Origin of the sequence: Pseudoalteromonas sp. NEC-BIFX-2020_015, assembly GCF_012952265.1 — a bacterium.
GTDB classification, from domain to species: domain Bacteria; phylum Pseudomonadota; class Gammaproteobacteria; order Enterobacterales; family Alteromonadaceae; genus Pseudoalteromonas; species Pseudoalteromonas neustonica.
In genome coordinates this window covers 136,153-155,243 of sequence record NZ_JABCJL010000004.1, presented here as the reverse complement: position 1 = coordinate 155,243, position 19,091 = coordinate 136,153, and the positions used below count along the sequence as shown (strand labels likewise).

18 protein-coding genes are annotated in these 19,091 nt (G+C 39.7%); 6 read left to right on the top strand and 12 right to left on the bottom strand.

Annotated features, from left to right (window positions below):
* Positions 1-3: 3 nt before the first annotated feature.
* A complete protein-coding gene (locus HH219_RS04765) occupies positions 4-1,344 on the bottom strand; it encodes a sigma-54 dependent transcriptional regulator (RefSeq protein ID WP_169326791.1) in 1,341 nt (446 codons plus the stop codon).
* A 167-nt stretch (positions 1,345-1,511) separates the two neighbouring features.
* Between HH219_RS04765 and HH219_RS04760 the strand changes: the two genes are divergently transcribed.
* Complete coding sequence (locus HH219_RS04760; RefSeq protein WP_169326790.1) at positions 1,512-2,024, top strand: NUDIX hydrolase; 513 nt, start codon at positions 1,512-1,514, stop codon at positions 2,022-2,024.
* 24 nt (positions 2,025-2,048) lie between these two features.
* Here HH219_RS04760 and HH219_RS04755 read toward each other — a convergent pair whose 3' ends face one another.
* From HH219_RS04755 to HH219_RS04745, 3 genes are read right to left on the bottom strand one after another with little or no spacing between them, the layout of a single operon-like run.
* On the bottom strand, positions 2,049-2,555 hold the full coding sequence (locus tag HH219_RS04755; protein WP_169326789.1) for a YgjV family protein: 507 nt from the start codon (positions 2,553-2,555) through the stop codon (positions 2,049-2,051).
* Between the two features lie 49 nt (positions 2,556-2,604).
* Positions 2,605-3,171 (bottom strand): Crp/Fnr family transcriptional regulator, encoded by a 567-nt coding sequence (locus HH219_RS04750; protein ID WP_054206183.1) that lies wholly within the window; start codon positions 3,169-3,171, stop codon positions 2,605-2,607.
* Positions 3,172-4,212: a nitronate monooxygenase gene (locus HH219_RS04745; RefSeq protein WP_169326788.1), complete on the bottom strand. Its 1,041-nt coding sequence runs from the start codon at positions 4,210-4,212 to the stop codon at positions 3,172-3,174.
* A 192-nt stretch (positions 4,213-4,404) separates the two neighbouring features.
* Here HH219_RS04745 and HH219_RS04740 point away from each other — a divergent pair, with 192 nt between their 5' ends.
* Positions 4,405-5,778, top strand: a complete 1,374-nt coding sequence (locus HH219_RS04740) for an NAD-dependent succinate-semialdehyde dehydrogenase (protein ID WP_169326787.1) — start codon at positions 4,405-4,407, stop codon at positions 5,776-5,778.
* A gap of 150 nt (positions 5,779-5,928) precedes the next feature.
* Here the strand turns inward: HH219_RS04740 and HH219_RS04735 are convergent, their stop codons facing one another.
* The 3 genes from HH219_RS04735 to HH219_RS04725 form a co-directional block, all read right to left on the bottom strand.
* Positions 5,929-6,945 carry an endonuclease/exonuclease/phosphatase family protein gene (locus tag HH219_RS04735; protein WP_169326814.1) on the bottom strand — a complete coding sequence of 339 codons (1,017 nt, stop codon included), beginning with the start codon at positions 6,943-6,945 and terminating at the stop codon, positions 5,929-5,931.
* A 476-nt stretch (positions 6,946-7,421) separates the two neighbouring features.
* On the bottom strand, positions 7,422-7,805 hold the full coding sequence (locus HH219_RS04730) for a hypothetical protein (RefSeq protein ID WP_054206187.1): 384 nt from the start codon (positions 7,803-7,805) through the stop codon (positions 7,422-7,424).
* Between the two features lie 43 nt (positions 7,806-7,848).
* A complete protein-coding gene (locus tag HH219_RS04725; protein WP_169326786.1) occupies positions 7,849-8,373 on the bottom strand; it encodes a DUF2867 domain-containing protein in 525 nt (174 codons plus the stop codon).
* Between the two features lie 383 nt (positions 8,374-8,756).
* Between HH219_RS04725 and HH219_RS04720 the strand changes: the two genes are divergently transcribed.
* The 3 genes from HH219_RS04720 (at position 8,757) to HH219_RS04710 (ending at position 13,420) form a co-directional block, all read left to right on the top strand.
* A complete protein-coding gene (locus tag HH219_RS04720) occupies positions 8,757-10,352 on the top strand; it encodes an ATP-binding cassette domain-containing protein (protein WP_169326785.1) in 1,596 nt (531 codons plus the stop codon).
* A gap of 111 nt (positions 10,353-10,463) precedes the next feature.
* Positions 10,464-11,300 (top strand): rhombotarget lipoprotein, encoded by an 837-nt coding sequence (gene rhlP, locus HH219_RS04715; RefSeq protein ID WP_169326784.1) that lies wholly within the window; start codon positions 10,464-10,466, stop codon positions 11,298-11,300.
* An 86-nt stretch (positions 11,301-11,386) separates the two neighbouring features.
* A complete protein-coding gene (locus tag HH219_RS04710) occupies positions 11,387-13,420 on the top strand; it encodes a TonB-dependent receptor (RefSeq protein WP_249118454.1) in 2,034 nt (677 codons plus the stop codon).
* 123 nt (positions 13,421-13,543) lie between these two features.
* On the opposite strand, the gene HH219_RS04705 is transcribed toward HH219_RS04710, so the two are convergent.
* Positions 13,544-14,683: a Na/Pi symporter gene (locus HH219_RS04705; protein ID WP_054206192.1), complete on the bottom strand. Its 1,140-nt coding sequence runs from the start codon at positions 14,681-14,683 to the stop codon at positions 13,544-13,546.
* A 397-nt stretch (positions 14,684-15,080) separates the two neighbouring features.
* On the opposite strand from HH219_RS04705, the gene HH219_RS04700 reads away from it, so the two are divergent.
* On the top strand, positions 15,081-15,749 hold the full coding sequence (locus tag HH219_RS04700; RefSeq protein WP_054455274.1) for a hypothetical protein: 669 nt from the start codon (positions 15,081-15,083) through the stop codon (positions 15,747-15,749).
* Positions 15,750-15,759: 10 nt separating this feature from the next.
* On the opposite strand, the gene HH219_RS04695 is transcribed toward HH219_RS04700, so the two are convergent.
* The 4 genes from HH219_RS04695 to HH219_RS04680 are packed head-to-tail and all read right to left on the bottom strand — an operon-like array spanning position 15,760 to position 18,676.
* Entirely contained in the window at positions 15,760-16,719 is a 960-nt protein-coding gene (locus HH219_RS04695; RefSeq protein WP_211841998.1) for a helix-turn-helix domain-containing protein, read from the bottom strand.
* A gap of 28 nt (positions 16,720-16,747) precedes the next feature.
* A complete protein-coding gene (locus HH219_RS04690; RefSeq protein ID WP_054455276.1) occupies positions 16,748-17,323 on the bottom strand; it encodes a hypothetical protein in 576 nt (191 codons plus the stop codon).
* An 11-nt stretch (positions 17,324-17,334) separates the two neighbouring features.
* Complete coding sequence (locus HH219_RS04685; RefSeq protein WP_169326782.1) at positions 17,335-18,057, bottom strand: SDR family NAD(P)-dependent oxidoreductase; 723 nt, start codon at positions 18,055-18,057, stop codon at positions 17,335-17,337.
* Positions 18,050-18,676 carry a hypothetical protein gene (locus tag HH219_RS04680; protein WP_249118451.1) on the bottom strand — a complete coding sequence of 209 codons (627 nt, stop codon included), beginning with the start codon at positions 18,674-18,676 and terminating at the stop codon, positions 18,050-18,052. The genes HH219_RS04685 and HH219_RS04680 overlap by 8 nt, the downstream gene beginning before the upstream one ends.
* Between the last annotated feature and the right edge of the window lie 415 nt (positions 18,677-19,091).

Genomic DNA, 19,091 nt, shown 5'->3' with positions numbered 1-19,091 from the left:
TGTTTACTTGTATTCACCTATGCCGCCGTAAGCATTTAGCCGGTTATAAAGTGTTTTAGTACTGATCCCTAGCATTTGAGCCGCCAAAGTCTTATTGCCTTGTACTTTATCTAAAGTCGCGTGGATCAGTTCTTTCTCAACTTCCTCAATAGTTTGACCGGCACTAACCTGATTAGCTTGGGTTTGCTTATTTGCACGTGAAAAAGGCGATTCTAAATTACCTGGTAACGTAATTACTTTCCCTTTTGGATCGCTCATTATAAAGGCACGATGGATTGCATGGCGTAATTCTCGTACATTACCCGGCCAATCATAGCTTTCAAGCTCTTTTAACTGGCTTGCTTGCCAGTTGAAATCAGTACCATTTTCATCATTTAACTGATCTAAAAAAGCTTTAGCAAGTAGCTCTATATCTTCCTTGCGCTCGCGCAATGCAGGAATATCGATAGGGAACACAGCCAACCTGAAGTAAATATCCTCACGAATAACATTGTTTTGCGCCAAATCAGTTAACGAACGGTTGGTAGCTGATATAACACGACAATCAACAGGTAGCTCACGGTTTCCACCTACTCGTGTAACCTTTCTACTTTCTAGAACACGCAGTAAATTTGGCTGCATATCAATAGGCATTTCAGTTACTTCATCTAAAAATAAGGTTCCTGTTGCTGCTTGCTCAAACACCCCCTCTTTACGGGCGATAGCCCCTGTAAATGCCCCTTTTTCATGGCCAAACAGTTCGCTGCCTATTAGTTCTTTTGATAAAGCACCACAGTTGGTTGCCACAAGCGGCCCCTCACATTGGCTGGCATTATGGATAGCCTGAGCGACCACCTCTTTACCTGCACCACTTTCTCCCATTAACATCACATTTGCGCTTGTATTCGCAACGCGTTCAATCATGGTATACAAACTCTTCATCACTTCAGATTCGCCGATTAGCGTACCAAAGTGCTTTTCAATGCTCGGCTTTGCTTTTTTCTTATTTGCTTTCTTTTTAGGGTTAAGTACTCGCTCAATATCTTCGCGCTGCAAAGGCTTAACCAAATGCCCTACGTTAGGCTCACACATCTCAGCTAATTTACCTTTAACTGAAGGATGACCAGAAATTAACGTGATCTTTGGAGTTTGCCCAATACTTTTTAAGTGCTCAACCAAATGCAAACCGCTGCCATCTGGCAGCATAAAATCTAAAAAAACATGGTCAAAGGTATTATTAACAAACCATTGTTCTGCTTCTGCCAAATTGGCTGCGGTATCAATGTTATGACCTAAAAATTCAACTATATGGCATACAACATCACTAAACTCGGCGTCATCATCGACTAAAAGTATGTTTAACATTTTAAATCCCTATGATTTTTTTCCTATTCTACGCACCCTAATAAATAAATAAAAGGTTCTGACTTTCTCTTATGACATAGAATACGCACTTAACTATATATGTACGCTTAACTGATACAATTGGTTTACTTAATAAGGTATTTTTTTAAATTTAAACAAGGAACTCTATGCGCTTATTAAAAACAGCAATCCACCCGAGTATAAGTAATGCAACTTCAACGCAGTTTACTCGCTTAACGGGTCGCGCAATTGTCCTACGTGATAATACTATTTTGCTTATGTTTACTAAACGCTATGAAGATTACAGCCTACCCGGCGGCGGCATTGACGAAGGTGAAACTATTGAGCAAGGGCTTATCCGCGAGCTACAAGAAGAAACCGGCGCCCAAAATATTAAAGTACTTGGTGAGTTTGGTTTATACGAAGAATTTAGGCCTTGGTACAAAGATGACTTTGACGTTATAAACATTAAATCTTACTGTTATTTTTGCAGTATTGATGCGCAGTTAGGACAATCGCAGCTTGAGCATTACGAGCAGCAAAATGGCATGGTTGCTAAGTGGGTTGATATTCATGAGGCCATAGCCCACAACGAGCGCACACTGGCCAACAGCGATAAACAAGGGCTATCAATTATCCGCGAAACTTACTTACTAAAAGAAATTGTAAAACAACTTTAATGCTCTGAATAAAAATTAAACCTGCTAACTTGCAGGTTTAATATCCTTAGGCAGCACATAAAAACGAAACAACCCAATCAGGTTACTCATTAAAAATAAACACTCCATTAATACCGCAACAGGTGAACCCACCAATATGTTGTGACTTATCCAAAAAGCAGTACCGAGCACCATAAATAGTCGCAACAATACATCCCGCTGTCGAAATGAAGCAAATGTTTGTATCAAGGTTGCGATTAACGCCAAACCGCTCAGCCAATCTTGCCAACTTAGAGCCACGGCAACACAGCTTAATAACATAAACCCTAACATCGCCCATTGGCTACGGTTAAAAATACAGTAAAAGTATCGTGTAGCGGCAATCAGCATCAATAAAGCGGCACTCATTTTATTCAATAAGAAAAAATGAGTGGCAGTTAAAAGCACCGAACTAAACAAGCACAGTAATATAAATTTTCGGGACTTAAATTGAAACGATGCTAAATCTAAAAGTGTGGCAACTGCAACCAAACATTGTGAAAGTATGAACATAGCGACTCCTGTAAAAACAGCAGTCTAACTAGCTTTATGTCGTTTCCCCTTAACTTAAGTTAAGGCGCTTACGAATTCTTGATAATGATATAGCCGATATCCCAATATACAGTGCGACTTCAGTTAAATTCAGTTGAGCAAGCCAATGAGGTTTTTCGTTCACTAAATAACAATACCGCTGCTCAGGTGTATTGAGCAGTAAAAATGCTTCTTTTGCTTCTTTAAAAATAAGCTGTTGAGTAATTAATTGCTGCTTTAAACATTGCCATGCAGGCTGAGTAAAAAGGCTAAGTGGCACAACAATTACTTTTGCAGATTTAATAACTTTCAATTGATAAAAAGCATCAGTATCCGTTAGCCAATTAGTAAATAGCAATGCAAACTCGTCTTTAAAATAAAACTCTTTACACTTCTGGCCGCCATCAGCAGTTGCATGTAATGCCCCAAGCACACCATCAAGTAACAAATACCCATAATATTGTTTTTGCCCTTGCTGCACTAACACGTCATCACGCTCAAATTGCTTTGTCGGATAACGCCCCGCTAATTTATCAGCCAAAGCATGCGCTAATTCACGGTTACTATCGCCCAGTGGTAATATGTGTGATTGTGGCATCTATACAGACCACTTACTCATTAATACCAACGACACTTCAGCTGCGCTCACATTCACTCGAGGAATATACTTTTGCCCACACCAAAGCGGTGAAAAACCACTTTCCTTACGCTCCTCGGCTTTAGATCTAAGCGCCGTGATTGCAATACTTGCATAAGGAAATGGCGGAACATGCTCAGGTATTGAGCCGAGTTCATTCATTACACGATTACAAATGCCTCTGGCTACACGCCCTGAAAACAACGTTGTTAATGATGTAGATCCATCGCCTTGCTTTAATATTGCATCACGATGAAGTGCAGATGTTGTTGCCTCATTACACAGTAAATAAGCACTACCAACCTGTACACCACTGGCGCCTAGTAGCTTCATATTCAGTACGTCATCCGCATCAGCAATACCGCCAGCAGCAATAATAGGAACACTCACGTTAGCCACACATTCTTTAACAAGCTCTGTGGTTGTTTTATGTAAATTCAAATCCATTGATAAAAAATGCCCACGATGCCCTCCGGCTTCTAAACCTTGCGCAATAATTGCATCCACACCATTGTTATTAAGCCAAATAGCCTCGTCGAGAGTCGTCGCGGTTGAGATTATTTTGCCCCCCCAACTCTTGATTTGTTGCACTATATTATTTGCAGGTAAACCAAAATGAAAACTCACTACTGGCGGCTTAAATGGGGCTATAACATCGACTATTTTTTGAGTTATGGGCTGTCGGGATGCCTCACTACTTAGTGCTCTTTCATCAACACCATACTCTGCAAAATAGGGAGCTAAAAGACAATGCCACTGCTGTGTTTGGATTGGCGTATAATCTGATTGCGCATGACAGAAAAAGTTAAGGTTATAAGGTTTATTAGTAATTTGTGTAAGTTGAGTTAATTGAGCTATAAGTTGCTGCTCACTTAACATCGCACATGGTAATGAGCCAAGCCCACCGGCTTCACACACGCTTGCTGCAAGCTTTGCATCTTGCACGCCGGCCATAGGCGCTTGAATAAGCGCAAGGGGAATATTAAAAAGTGACCTTATCATTAGACTCTCCTTGTAACATTTTCTGTTACGTGCATTTTTTACAGAATACAGCTACTTAATAATTTATATAAATAAAACCAAACAAAACACAAACCCCATTATTAACAAGTGGTTAAAAAGCTTATTTAGCTAAAAAATAAAGTGGCGTTAGCTTTGCAATATCTTCTGCACATGATTTGTAAGGAGATAAGTATGACTAACACAGTAACCACTATCAATCCGGCAACTGAAGAAACCATTGCTCAGTATACATTACTAACATTGGAGCAAGCACAGCAAGCAGTGGATAAAACCCACGATACCTTTTTAAAATGGCGCCAAACATCATTTTCTGAACGCACTGATTTACTCAATAATCTTGCCAGTATATTTGAAAAAAATAAACAACAACTGGCCGAGTTAATGACTTTAGAAATGGGTAAACTCTATTCACAAGGCTTACAAGAAGTCGAGCTATGCGCTGCAATTTGTCGTTATACCGCTGAAAATGGCGCGTCGCAGTTAGCGGATGAAACACGTCAAATGCAAAATGGTAAAGCAATTATTACTTACCAACCGACCGGGGTTTTATTGGGCATTCAACCGTGGAACTTCCCACTATATCAAGTGATCCGCTACGCTGTAACTAACATAATGGCAGGTAATACTACCGTACTTAAACATGCCGGTAATGTATTTGGCATGGCTGAAGAAATCGAATCTCTCTTTATTGAAGCGGGCTTTGAAAAATACTGCTTCACTAATTTATTAATTGACGGTAAAACTGCCAGCGAGTTGATTAGCCACCCAGCTATTCGTGGCGTGACCTTTACTGGCAGTGACGGTACAGGTAAAAAAGTAGCTGAACGTGCAGGTAAATACGTTAAAAAAACGGTATTAGAACTGGGAAGTAACGATGCCTACTTAGTCCTTGATGATGCAGACTTAGCGCTTGCTGTAAAAACCTGCTTACAAGGGCGAATGGTAAATAATGGTCAAACATGTGTGGCGGCTAAGCGCTTCGTCGTTGTTGATGCACTTTATGATGACTTTAAAAATGCCCTCAGCGAGCAACTTAAAAGCATGAAAATGGGCGACCCGATGGATAAGGAGACTAATCTTGGGCCAATGGCGCGCGAGGATTTACGCGATCAAATTCATCAGCAAGTGCAAGAATCAGTTGCAAAAGGGGCTACTGTCGTCGCAGGTGGCAACATTCCAGAGCAAACGGGTTTTTACTATCCGCCCACGCTACTTGAAAACTTATCGCCAGGTATGCCCGCATACGATGATGAACTTTTTGGCCCTGTAGCATCGTTAATTAAAGCTAAAGATAACCAAGACGCTATGCGTATCGCTAACGACTCACGTTATGGTTTAGGTGGTGGTATCTTCTCAAAAGATGAAAACAAAGCTATTGAGCTTGCCAAAAATCATTTTGAAACCGGTATGATCAATATAAACGGCTATGGTTTAGCGCAACCAAATTTACCATTTGGCGGAGTAAAAGACAGTGGTCACGGCCGTGAACACGGCGGTTTTGGCATACGAGAATTTGTAAATATTAAAATAATTATGATTAGCTAATTGATTACATCATTGCAAAGGGCCTTTATTGGCCCTTTTTTTATGCGTCCATCACCTTAATGTATATACTCAAGCCACCTCACAATGCAAAATGCAGCGTTCCACAGGTGTTTAATATCAAGGCATTACTTTGCTACAATGACACACCCTTTAAAATGTAGGCACTTGGCCTTTATCTAAATGCTCCATCATTAATGCATCAACATCCTCTTCTAACTCGGTATTCTCATCAAGATTTGAATGCTGCTCAATATCTTCATAAACCAACTCAGTGAGTAACGCAAAGTGATCAGAGCCATACTTGGCCAAACGCTTAATGCGCTTGACGGTAAACCCTGTACTATGAAAAAGATGGTCCAGCGGCCAGCGCATAAAAAAGTAACTCGCATGAAATGTATTAAAAAAGCCACGCCCTTTACGTGGATCTAATAGGCCACTTACTTGCATAAATAAACGAGTACTGCGAGACCAAGCCACATCGTTTAAATCTCCAGCGACAATCACAGGGCGCGTAGCATCTTTAAGCGCTTTGGCCACCATTATCAACTCACTATCTCGCGGGCGAGAGGAATCTTCTTCTGTTGGGCTCGGCGGTGCTGGATGAATGAAGTGACCTTGTATCTCTAAACCATCATCATTAACAAACAAAATGTGAATTGAAGGCACATCACTTTCAACAAGCTCACAAATTTGCGCCTGTTTAATTTTGTATTTACTAAATAGATGCATGCCATAGCGATTATCTTTTGGACAATCAATTGTATAAGGGTAGTCTTTTTTGAGCACACTGAGCTTTTGCTGCCACCAATCATCTGACTCAAGCGTGATCAGTAAATCGGGCTGATGCTTATCAACTAACTTTAGCAATGCATCACTATTATGGTTCGACATTAATACATTGGCTGACATAATACGAATACTATGCTGCGCGTTACTTTGGGCACTTTTAACCTCATGCGCAGCGCACCATGTGTAAGGAAATATCCACCAACCTTGAACACTAACAATAATACTGTTGGCCACCGCTACTGCTGCCCACCACAAATAATCTCCACCAAAAATAAGGAGCATCGACATAACTATAACAAGGTTAAACAACGCCAAATAAAAAACCTGCAGGCGAACAAAATCACAACTTCTCACTAAGTAATGCTGGCTATAAGACATAGGTAATACAGTAAAAATAAATAAAATAGTGGTTATTATTATCTCTGCTATTAACACGTTAGTTCCTTAATTAGGTTAAATATATACCCAAGCCACCTCAAGATGTGAGCGTCGTTGGAATTAAAAGCGATTTAGGCAAGGCATTGATTGCAAGTAATAGTGGTTCTATTGTTAAAATCAATCCCTTATAAAAATAACGCAGTATAAATCGCTTTAAACCAACCCATTGGGCGTTTCACAGTCACTTACTCTCATCGTTGTTCCTTCTTAAAAGGGATTGCCATTGTTGCAAAGCAACGCCTTGATATTAAGCCCCTGTGAAACGCTGAATTCTGCATTTTGAGGTGGCTTGGGTATAAAGCCATTTTAACTAATAATATACAGTACAGGCTGTTCATTAAATTTATTAGCCTAGCAAGATCATCTGAATTAAAGATGAAGAAATATAAGAGTTTCTCTATCTATTAACATTATTTTTATCGTTTTATTTGCTGTTTTTCATCATCGGTTAACGGCTGATACCAGCGTGGATAGGACCAGCCATATCCCCACCTAAATGATGTTGGTAAATAAGGACTCCCTCCCACTCGAACACCCGCTAACATAAGCTGTGCTATTGCAGGTTCGCCAACTTGAGCCACACAGTGTTGTAACTGCTGATCAGCTGTTAAACGCTGCTCATACGTGCCCCCCTGCCAATAAGCATAATCATGCTCTGTACAACAATTTAGCCATAGCTCTTTTTGCTCAAACGTACCATCAGGAAAAGCGCTGCACCCATCTGACGTAAAAGGCTTAATCTCTTCACTATGCGCGCTGTATGAGATTATAAAAAATAATAAAGTAAAAATATAACGCATAAATATTCCGTATCTTGAAAATATAAACCACCTGTTTACAAACCTAACTATCCGACGTGGGCTCGGCTCTTTTAATCGATGCCGGTACTATCATTTTATGCATTGGTTTTACAAACAACATATAAAGCTTACCTAAAAAATTATGCACATGAACCACTGTCGAAATTGAAATGAAATTACCTTGTATCTCATCCCTAAAAATAGAAACTTGCACGTCTAAATGTTTATCTGAATCACCTAAAACAACTTCTTCATCACTTAAATAAAGTAAGGTAAATATACCAACCCTATCACCAACTTTATAATCACTCTTTGGTTTACTTGAATCGAAACCACCTAAAGCACCCAGGTTTTTCAGACCAAAAAGGCCAACAACTCTATTGCGAGTTGTCATTAAAAAATTAACCCAAGCAGGTGTGGTAGCTGCATGATCTAACCACACTTGCAGTGAGCTTCTATTTTTAATATGTGAGTGAAATGAATACACATCAAAAAAATAAGCGTCATGCAATACTTTTGATATTTGACTATTATCTGGCACCTGCGTTTTCACAATATCTACGGACACGACTTAACACTCCTTTACTATTAAACCTTAATCGCCAAGTAATCAAAACAATTGAATATACCTCACGAATCCCTGCATCTCTAGCTGCCACTTTCAATAATCATACCCTATAGTCTCAATATAAACAGTTGATTATCTAAACTATTAATATGCTAAAACCACCTCTAAAAAATAAAAGCGTGACAACCTTATCCTTTATTGTTTAAGATAATCGCACTTTCCTAATGGAGTTTGCGCATTAATGAATAACTAACACCTGTTGAAATTCGTTTTATTTATTTGAATTTACAGGGTTAGTGGGCGCAAAATTCGTCATATTTCGACCTATCACAGTATAAAAATACTATTTTTGCGCGCCATGCCCTGCACTATCCAGAGGCATTATGCATACATTACACGTTCACAATTTGGGTTTTCAATACCCTGATGGTCACAACCAATTCAAGCAGCTTAATTTTTCAGTCACTGAAAAGCTCACTGCAATCATCGGCGCTAATGGCAGCGGTAAATCATTATTGGCAAACATACTAGCTAATAAGATCCAACCAACAGCTGGGAGTGTTGAATTTAGCGCCAATGTGTTACTCATTTCACAGCAACAGGTAAATGAGCAGCCCAAAAGCGCAGCTTCGCAAACAATTGCACAATTACTCGCTATAGATACAAAACTGGCTGCACTTACGCGTATTGCACAAGGCAGCAGCTGTGAAGCTGACTTTAACGCTGTAAATGATGATTGGTTGTGCGAGCAACGCTACCAACAAGAACTTTTAACCCTCGGTATTGATGCACCACTAAAACACAAGCTGACTGAATTAAGCGGCGGCCAACAAAGGCGCTTACTGCTATATTGCGCATTACAAGCTGCGCCAGATTTACTTATTTTAGATGAACCAAGTAATCACCTCGATATCCCAGCAAAGCGCTGGCTAATAGCACAATTACACGCATTTAAAGGGCTGGTAATTATAGTAAGCCATGATCGGCAACTGCTTAATGAATGTGATGCAATTATTGAGCTAAATTCACAAGGTGCTCATTATATGACGGGTAATTACCAACATTTTAGCGAGCAAAAAGCGCTGCAACAAACCGCGTTAATAAAACAGATTAATCACCTTGAAAAAGATCAAAAAAAGCACCAACAGCAAACGCAGCTAAATCACGAAAAAGCCCAACAGCGCGCAGCACAAGGTAATAAAATCCGTAACAATGCTAGTCAGCCAAAAATGATGTTGGATTTTAAAAAAAATAATGCACAAGCCAGTAAAGGTAATAGCGAACGTTTAGCAACAGCAAAACACCAAGCCATAATAGATAAACGCCAAGCGTTGAAAGAGCAACTGCCCACAAGTAGCACCATGAAGCTGCAATTTAACCTACAAACAACACATAAACGGCTGCTATTTGTTGAACAGTTAGTGCTTCCTTTTAAATCTGCATCGCCGATAACATTTAGCGTATTTAACAATGATAAGCTGCATATTAAAGGCCCAAATGGCTGTGGAAAATCAACCTTATTACATCTTATAAGTAACTCAGTTAACCCCCCGTCACGTTCGTTTTCAGGCGCAGTACAATTAAATAGCAAGATACTTTATATTGATCAACACTGCGCATTTTTAACATCATCACAAAATTTAGTTAATGCATTAGAGGTATATTGTAGTAACCTCGACATGCAGCACATGCGTCATTTACTGGCAAATATTGGTTTTAAGGGCGATGATATTTACCGCCCCATAAGTCAATTAAGCGGCGGTGAAAAAATGCAACTAGCAATGTTAATAGCAGCCCACAACGCACAAGCGTATTTACTGTTACTTGATGAGCCCGACAACCATTTAGACCTTGATAATAAGCAGTTACTCGCCAACTGCTTATCCGAGTTTAAAGGCAGCTTTATGCTGGTAAGCCACGATGAGGAGTTTATTTTGCAATGTAATGTCACGGCTGAAATCGACTTAAGCCTAGACTAACAGAACTTTTTAGGTATTTTACGTTCAAACTCATCGGATCGCTTATCACACCAATGTGAGGTTAAATTACCTCGTATTAGTTCATTATAATAATGAATAATAAGGAATAATATGAAAGTTCAGCAATTGATGTTGGTGATTATCATCACCTCTTTAGCAGGCTGTAGCACTTTTTTCAGCCAAAATACGAATCAAAAAACTCGCTCTAGCAGTTTAGTCGATTTTTTATACCCAGATGAGCAAAGCCGTCAGGCACATCTACCCAGTATGCCAACGCTGAATCTTCCTGCAACAGTAGGTATTGCGTTTATTCCAAACAAATATGATTCCGGTATACGCAGCAATGATGAAATAGCCTTACTTGAAAAAGTTAAAAACCAATTTATGCAGTATGACTATATTGACCGGATTGAAATTATTCCAAGTAGCTATTTAAAGGGAGGTCAAGGATTCACAACCCTTGAGCAAGTATCTCGCTTGTATGATGTCGACATTATGGCGCTTGTGTCGTACGACCAGGTGGCTCAAACGCTGGAAAATAATGCCGCTTTTTTATATCTCACCATCGTCGGTTTATACGTCATTCCGGGTAATGAAAATACGGTACAAACCTTTGTTGATACAGCCGTGTTTGATGTAAAAAGTAAAAAAATGTTATTTCGCGCCCCTGGTATTAATAAAGTTGACAAGCGAAGCACTGCCGTTGGTATTGATGATACTTTAAATACGCAATCTCAGCACAGTTTTAACTTAGCGGTTGATGATATGGCAGCTAATTTAGACGCAGAGCTTGGCCGTTTTAAAACACGCGTTAAAGAAGAAAAAATTGCCAAAGTAACCCACAAAAATGGCAGTAGTGGCGGAAGCATTTTTTGGCTACTCGCTTTGCTCAGTGGCGTATTTCTAATCAAGCAACGTAAATGGTTTATTTCAAATATTAAAGACTAAAGCTTTGTAACAACTAAAAAGTTATATACCCTTTAGCTTTAGAATTAATTAGGTAAAGGGTTTTCATGTTATATCGCTTACTGAGCATGGTAATAATTACACCACTGGCTTTTAATTCATTTGCCACACAAAGCCCAATTGAACGCATAACAACCACCGCATCGCGCACAGAAACATTAGCTGATCCGCTGCCTGTCGTAGTAAGCACTATCAGTGAGCAACAACTGGCCCTCATTGCCCCGACCCATATTGAGCAAGTATTAAAGCAAATAGCAGGTGCGAATATTCAGCACGGCAATGGCCAAGAATATTTACCCGCGTTACGCTCTGCGGTTTTAACTGGTGCTGGTGCCTGCGCCAGCTTACTTAGTGCTGAGGATGGCATTCCTTTACGCGCTGCTGGGTTTTGTAATATCAACGAGCTATTTGAAGCACACACCGAAATGGCAGAGCGTATTGAGGTTTTAAAAGGCCCAGGCTCTGCGCTATATGGCTCAAACGCTGTGCATGGTGTCATTAATGTCATCACCCCTGATACAACTTACGGCGATAGTTTACTGGGTATTGATACCGGTTCGTACGGCTATAAACGCCTAAAATTACGCAGCGGTAAAGACTTTGGCACACAAGGAATAGGCTTTAATGCCAGCATCACTCGCGATAGTGGTTATAGAGATGATGAAAGTGTATATCAAGAAAAAATCAACCTTCGTTATCGCTTTGAGAGTAACGATCTGCTACTCACCTCTGGGCTTACTTACACTCATTTAGACCAGCAAACTGCTGGGTTTATTACTGGCTTTGAAAGCTACAAAGATCAAAACCTTGCACAAGCTAACCTCAACCCAGACGCATTTCGTAAAGCGCGTTCATTTCGTGCTTGGTCAAAAGCACAGTGGCAATCAAGTAATAATATCGTCACTATTACGCCCTATTTTCGTAATCAAAGTATGGACTTTTTAAAACATTTTTTACCCGGCACACCGCTTGAAAAAAATGCACAAACAGGCTTTGGTATTCAGTCTTTATGGCAGCATAACTACAATAACGACATTCGTATTCACCTTGGTTTTGATACTGAATACACCGCGGCTGATTTTTTACAAAACCAGAACGAGCCAACACAAGGATCTGCGTTCTTAGTCGCAACAGTCCCCCAAGGCAAGCATTATGATTACGATGTAAATAGCACGCTTTACGCGCCTTTTATTAGTGTTAATTGGCACGTTAAGGCGCTTACCATAAGCGCAGGCGCTCGCTTTGAACATATACGTTATGATTACGACAATAACATGCTAGCTGGCCGCACTCGTGATGATGGCACAGTATGCGAAAAAGGTGGCTGTCGTTACTCCCGTCCTGCGAGCAGCAAAAATAGCTTTAGCAATTTATCGCCTAAACTGGGGCTAAGTTATCAATTAAATAACAATCACTATATCTACGCGAACGTGTCACAAGGTTACCGCGCACCGCAAGCCGCAGAGTTATATCAATTACAACGAGATCAAGAAGTAGCTGAACTAAAATCAGAAACCGCTGATAACTTAGAGCTTGGGCTAAAAGGCCACTATCAACAGTTGCATTATGTGCTTTCAGCATATGCGATGAACAAACAACACAGTATATTTCGTGACAGTGATTTTTTTACTGTGAATGACGGCAAGTCACACCATAGGGGAGTCGAGGTCGAACTTAATTACGCACTCAGTAAATCGATACAATTGGCTCTTGCTGCCACACATGCTAAACACAGTTACAGCTATAACCAAATTTTAAACGACATTAATATTAACGGGAATGATATAGACACCGCACCGCGTACCCTCGCTAACATGCAAATAAACTACCAGCCAACGGATACAACACAACTCGCTTTAGAATGGCATCATGTCAGCCGTTATTTTACTGATCCTGAAAATCGTCATGAATATACGGGTCATCATCTATTCAATTTGCGAAGTGCTTGGCAGCTAACACCACAACTAACTCTCGCAGCACGCATTACTAACCTTACCAACAAAGCTTACGCAGAACGAGCTGACTACACGAGCTTTAGTGGTGAGCGTTATTTTCCAGGAAAACCTCGCAGCTTTATGCTCTCAGCTAGTTATACGTGGTAATAACGCCATTGATGCTGCTTTTAATTCCAACGACGCTCGCATATTGTTTGGGTATTAAAAAGCGCTATTTTGAAAATTCAAAATAGCGCTTTTTAATTATTATATTCGCTCAAATGATATTGACTAACGTACCGCTAACATGATTAATCCTGGTACTATAAAGAAAGATCCTAATACATAACCCAGCGCCGCAGACTTATTATTTGCACCCACTTTAGCTAATTTTTCAGCAAGCGTAATTGGAATTTCTCTTAATACGGGTGTGCCGTAAATTAATGCCACTGCAAATACGTTAAACATGACATGCACCAAAGCAATTGTTAGCGCCACTTCAGCCATTGGACCTGTAATTGAGGTTGCAGCAAGTAATGCTGTTATTGTTGTACCAATGTTAGCACCTAGCGTAAATGGATAAATTTGACGTGTCGTGAATACACCGCTGCCGGCCAGTGGAATCATTAAACTGGTTGTTGTTGACGATGATTGCACCATGACTGTCACTGCCGCACCAGAGGTAATACCCGCGATAGGACCGCGACCAATAGCGCCATGTAATATGTTTTTAGCTTTACCAACAAGTGCTTTTTTCAGTAACTTACCCAATGCTGTTACTGCAAATAAAATCAAACCGATACCAGCAAGTACCATGGCTACACCAAGCATTTTAGTGTCTAAAAAACTAAACGCATCTTTAATCAAGCCCACTGCAGGCTTTACAAGTGGCTTGATAAAGTTATAGCTCTTTAATGACAAATCAGCATCGCCAACAAATAAGTGCGATAGACTCGCCGACATCTTTTGTAATAAACCAAACATGATTTCTAACGGTAAAAATATAGCAACCGCGAGTAAGTTAAAAAAATCATGTACTGTAGACGCTGCAAATGCACGCTGAAACTCTTCTTTAGAGCGAATATGACCAATCGATACGAGAGTGTTGGTAATCGTGGTACCAATATTTGCACCCATTACCATTGGAATTGCAATACTAAGCGGTAAACCACCTGCGACCAAACCCACAATAACCGACGTAACCGTTGAAGATGATTGCACTAATGCGGTTGCAAGTGCGCCAAGTAACAGCGCCACAAATGGGTTAGTTGCAAAAGCAAAAATTTCTTGTGCGCCCTGTGTACCGCCCGACGCTAGTTTAAAACCACCACTTACACTACCCACTGCAACAAGTACTAAATAAACTAAAAAGGCAATGGCAGCCCAATTAAGCGTTTTCATTAATAGCGTGTTCTGGTTTGATTCACTCATGTTTAAATCTCGGTTTTTGTCTTACCAATTATGGCATTTTGATGACGTTTTTGTTTCACGACGCATTAGAACACTCAAATATTACAGAAATATTTCAGTCAGATTAACACGCAGATTAATCACGTTTAATAAACAATGAAAATACTGGATGAAAATTTTACATCATCAAAAAAGCAATCAAATTCAATGAATTAAAAAACACTAAAGATAAATAGATCATACAGAGTGTTTTACATTCGTTTACAGTCAAAATAGACGCTATAACTATTATCTCAACCTCATTACAGCAATATGATTTAGCGAATCAAAATAAATATTAAATGGCGTGAATCTACAATTTTTGTTCATTACAAAACATTATGCTTATATCCAAATCCAATACACGAAAAGCAGCACTATGAATCCACAATTAAAATCGCTCAGTTTGTTTGCACTGTTCAGTATTAGCTTTGTTACAACAGCAAGTAATAGCGTGACCATAAATACATTAGTTAAACCTAATAGCCACCAGCTTAAAATTATAAAAAACGACCATTTACTTTATCATGCTAATACACAGTGGAGTGCATCCGATGTTGTACTTAACGTTAGCGTTGGACATCAAACTCAGCGCGGTAAAATAGTTATAAATCGCAATTCGGTCAGTGCTTTTAATGAGTTAGGTGAGCCGCTTTGGCAAGATGATAGGTTAGATAATAAAGTGTGTTTACCTGAGCTTTTTGCTGAGTTTATTCGCGCTAATTTAACCGAACTTAAAAAAGAGCAATCCATTACCTGTGTAGGTCCTGTTTTAAAAGCCAAAAAACTAGCGCCTTTCAAAGTAACTTTGTTATCACAAACCCCAGAACAACTAATTGTTAATATTGGTCCAGGGTCTTTTGGTATGTGGTTTTTTATGGATAATATTGAATTGATTTTAAATAACGATGCTACTTATGTATTAGCTTATAAAGGCATTACACCAGCCCCCTCATCCCTATCGGGTAAAATGAGCTACTTAAATATGACAGCCTCTTCTAAAGTAAGTTACCCGATAGCAAAAATTGAAAACACTATTTTATGGTAAAGGCTTAATGTTATTTTTGCATAGAAAGTTGGGCATACTGCTTTGGTGTCATGCCCGTCCATAACTTAAATATTCTCGAAAAATGCGCCTGATCAGCAAAACCACAAATAAAGCCAATTTCAGCTGCGCACGATGACTGTTCTAGTAAATAGTGGCTAGCGCTATTTACCCTAACTTCTTGCAATAACTTAGCAAAGCTATGACCTTGAGCACTTAAATGTCGCTGTAACGAGCGCTGTGAGAGTGCTAAATAACGCGCCACTTTATCTAACTCAATATCTAACAGACCCAGTGCGATGATTGCCTGTTTAGTGTTATCAACAATAGCCTGAGATGATGCCTGCTTTCCCTGTGCAACATGGCTCGTAACACTCGTATTTATTGATGTACTCCAGTGAATATACCAAGGCTCATCTGAATTTAATTCAGCTTGGTCACATGCTAATGCAGGATAGCTAAACATTCCTGTATTTACTGACTCGCTGCGACTTAAGTAAACAGTGTGCGCCGAGGTTTCATGCAACAATGCACATAACACACCTAAAACAACTAAGTCTTCCTCAAGGCTTGGTTGCTCTATTGCTGTGGATTTGTGCTTTACCTGTACACAGTTTTCAAAAAATTCGAATTCAACAAAATGCTGGCTATGAACATAACGCTCCAGCCGCTGCCACTTTTTTAAAAGCAGCAGCGGGTCCTTATCATGCAGTAGCGCTTGCCCTATGGGCGAATCTACAAATTTAGTCACCCCTGCGCCTATCTTTAATAACGCAGCAAGCCCATATTGCTCACTCACTGCATTTATAAACGCCCGCTTAGTCGCTAAGGGGATATGTGCATTGGATTGTAGTGGTGGGTGCTCATTCACTTTTTCCAATAATATATCCAACCCAGCACATAAAATATTAAGCATGGCTTTGCTAGCAAACGCGTTTGAATTACTTTTTTCATTAATGAGCATCGCCACCATACTTAATCGTTCCCTATTTTATATAAACTTAATCGCTCTGTAATTTGGGGCTAATCAGCTTTTCTATTTTCTTTCCTATTATAGGAAGTTTCATTAACCAATTTGGTGCTATTTTTATGACGCTTACAACACTGAAAAACCAAACCAACTTACCAATAAAAACAGTGCTTATAATGGTAGGTACACCTAAACCACTTAAAAAACTCAGTACCACCATCAATCGTGGCGGAGTGGGCAATAACGACATAGCTGCCAATGCAATAAAGCCATACTCTTTTATATAACCTTGCAATTCCACCCACCGTGAATACATTTTGCTATCTTGCGTTGGAACAATTAATTGTAAGTAACTATCTAAAACCGTTACTAAAAACAGTAAAATGCACGCCCCAACTGCAGCAGCACTGGCAAACGCCAGTGCTGTCAACGCCGCCTTTTTAGGTTGTAGCCATGCCAGTAATATAACGGATGTTTGCGTCGGTAATGCAGGTATAAAAAAATCACCTACGGAGACAAATGCCAATGTAGGGATCGCATTAGGCTTAGCACCATTTTTACCTATCCATGCTATAACTCGTCTTGAAACGGACTGCTGCTTTTTCATGTTCGTCCCTTTTATAGCTTAATCATAACGTTTTCGATCAAATTAGGAAATAAAGCCCGTACTTTCATTAATATACGCACCTTACCAACATGAATCTCTTTTTGGCCCTTTGCTGCACCTTTTATGACTTCGCGCGCTGCTTGTGCAGGACTTATTTTTCCTCGGCCATAGCCATTTGTCATGTCAGTTTCAACCATAGGCAATATTGCTTCACACACGGTTATACCGCTTTTATGGCGTGTAACCTGACCATTAAATGATTTACAAAACGCTCGAATACCGGCTTTGTTCGCACAATATATTGGCGAACTTTGCTTAGGCGATACAGCCAAGCCAGTTGTAATAAATACCCACGTACCCGCCACTTTCTGCACGTTTGAAAATAATAAACGAGTTAATAAAATGGGCGCGGTAAAATTAATCATGGTTTCGTTTTCAATACTAATAAGTTCGTTATTAGCCGTAAATAAATCTCTTTTTTGCTGCACTGCGGCATTATGGATCACAACATCAAACGACCTATTAATAATAGAAGACGCTAAGTTTTCTATGCTTTTAACACTCATTAGATTACATACTAGCCACTGCACATCAGGAAGTTCTAGGTTACTTTTAGCCACACTGTTTTCATTACTACCCGTTGCATAAACGCTGTAACCCGCCGCTAAATACTGCTTAACTAAAGCTCGACCAATGCCTCTCGTTCCGCCGGTGATCAATACGGTTTTATTCATTACCGTACTCCTTAAAAATAGAAAGGTCGACGGGATTATCAAAAATTGATCGGCCTAAATACTCCACATATTTACCGCGCAAATTACGATCCCTAGGCTCAAGCAAGCCCTCTATTTTAACAAGTGCAGGGACATCGCCTTGAAAATAATAGTTGGTTGAGCCAAATAACATACGCCAAAACCAGTTATTGGGAGTCACACTCACTACACGGTAAGCTCCTTGTTTTTGCATACGAAGGCTAACCCCCGTATGTGCTTGGACTTTTAGTACAGCATAATCAAATGACACAACTTCCCCCGCTAAAAGCGACGTCCAATGATGTGTAATTTCAAATAATATACTCAGTAAAGTGCATGGTCGGCGTGTAAAAGTTAGTTGCTTGATGTTTTGTTGATAGTTCGTTTTTTTGCTGTTTAGCACACTGGTGCTGCTATCGTGATTAATGTCCAAACTAGCAGATTCATCAAGGTGTGGTTGATGCATTGTAGCCTGTAGCAATCCTGCTTCAGGGCTCCAAAGTGCTGTTTCCATGGCAATATAAGGTGACTTTTCACATGGTAACGTATTCCCCTGCCACACTCGTTTAGCTTCAAATAAGCCATCTTTGCGCAACTGCATTGAGATCTCATATTCAAATGTAACTCGTGTACTTTGGTGTTTAAGATTAAACACCTTTGCCGTGGTAGAAAGAGCTTGGGGCTGATTTGCTAAATTCAAAATAACGTCTCACTTTATCAATAGGTAAATACATAAAATATATGCAGTCACATTACCTATTGAGCTAACGTTATTATTGAATATTTACGCCACATTTATCACAATTGTGAAGCTATACCCAAGCCACCTCAAGATGCGAGCGTCGTTGGAATTAAAAGCGATTTAGGCAAGGCATTGATTGCAAGTAATAGTGGTTCTATTGTTAAAATCAATAACGCAGTATAAATCGCTTTTAAACCAACCCGTTGGGCGTTTCACAAGGACTTACTCTCATCGTTGTTCCTTCTTAAAAGGGATTGCCATTGTTGCAAAGTAA

Bases quoted from the DNA above. Each gene is read 5' to 3' on its own strand.
- HH219_RS04765 (WP_169326791.1), bottom strand. From the start codon at position 1,344: ATGTTAAACATACTTTTAGTCGATGATGACGCCGAGTTTAGTGATGTT.
- HH219_RS04760 (WP_169326790.1), top strand. From the start codon at position 1,512: ATGCGCTTATTAAAAACAGCAATCCACCCGAGTATAAGTAATGCAACT.
- HH219_RS04755 (WP_169326789.1), bottom strand. From the start codon at position 2,555: ATGTTCATACTTTCACAATGTTTGGTTGCAGTTGCCACACTTTTAGAT.
- HH219_RS04750 (WP_054206183.1), bottom strand. From the start codon at position 3,171: ATGCCACAATCACACATATTACCACTGGGCGATAGTAACCGTGAATTA.
- HH219_RS04745 (WP_169326788.1), bottom strand. From the start codon at position 4,212: ATGATAAGGTCACTTTTTAATATTCCCCTTGCGCTTATTCAAGCGCCT.
- HH219_RS04740 (WP_169326787.1), top strand. From the start codon at position 4,405: ATGACTAACACAGTAACCACTATCAATCCGGCAACTGAAGAAACCATT.
- HH219_RS04735 (WP_169326814.1), bottom strand. From the start codon at position 6,945: ATGTCTTATAGCCAGCATTACTTAGTGAGAAGTTGTGATTTTGTTCGC.
- HH219_RS04730 (WP_054206187.1), bottom strand. From the start codon at position 7,805: ATGCGTTATATTTTTACTTTATTATTTTTTATAATCTCATACAGCGCG.
- HH219_RS04720 (WP_169326785.1), top strand. From the start codon at position 8,757: ATGCATACATTACACGTTCACAATTTGGGTTTTCAATACCCTGATGGT.
- rhlP (WP_169326784.1), top strand. From the start codon at position 10,464: ATGAAAGTTCAGCAATTGATGTTGGTGATTATCATCACCTCTTTAGCA.
- HH219_RS04710 (WP_249118454.1), top strand. From the start codon at position 11,387: ATGGTAATAATTACACCACTGGCTTTTAATTCATTTGCCACACAAAGC.
- HH219_RS04705 (WP_054206192.1), bottom strand. From the start codon at position 14,683: ATGAGTGAATCAAACCAGAACACGCTATTAATGAAAACGCTTAATTGG.
- HH219_RS04700 (WP_054455274.1), top strand. From the start codon at position 15,081: ATGAATCCACAATTAAAATCGCTCAGTTTGTTTGCACTGTTCAGTATT.
- HH219_RS04695 (WP_211841998.1), bottom strand. From the start codon at position 16,719: ATGGTGGCGATGCTCATTAATGAAAAAAGTAATTCAAACGCGTTTGCT.
- HH219_RS04690 (WP_054455276.1), bottom strand. From the start codon at position 17,323: ATGAAAAAGCAGCAGTCCGTTTCAAGACGAGTTATAGCATGGATAGGT.
- HH219_RS04685 (WP_169326782.1), bottom strand. From the start codon at position 18,057: ATGAATAAAACCGTATTGATCACCGGCGGAACGAGAGGCATTGGTCGA.
- HH219_RS04680 (WP_249118451.1), bottom strand. From the start codon at position 18,676: ATGCAGTTGCGCAAAGATGGCTTATTTGAAGCTAAACGAGTGTGGCAG.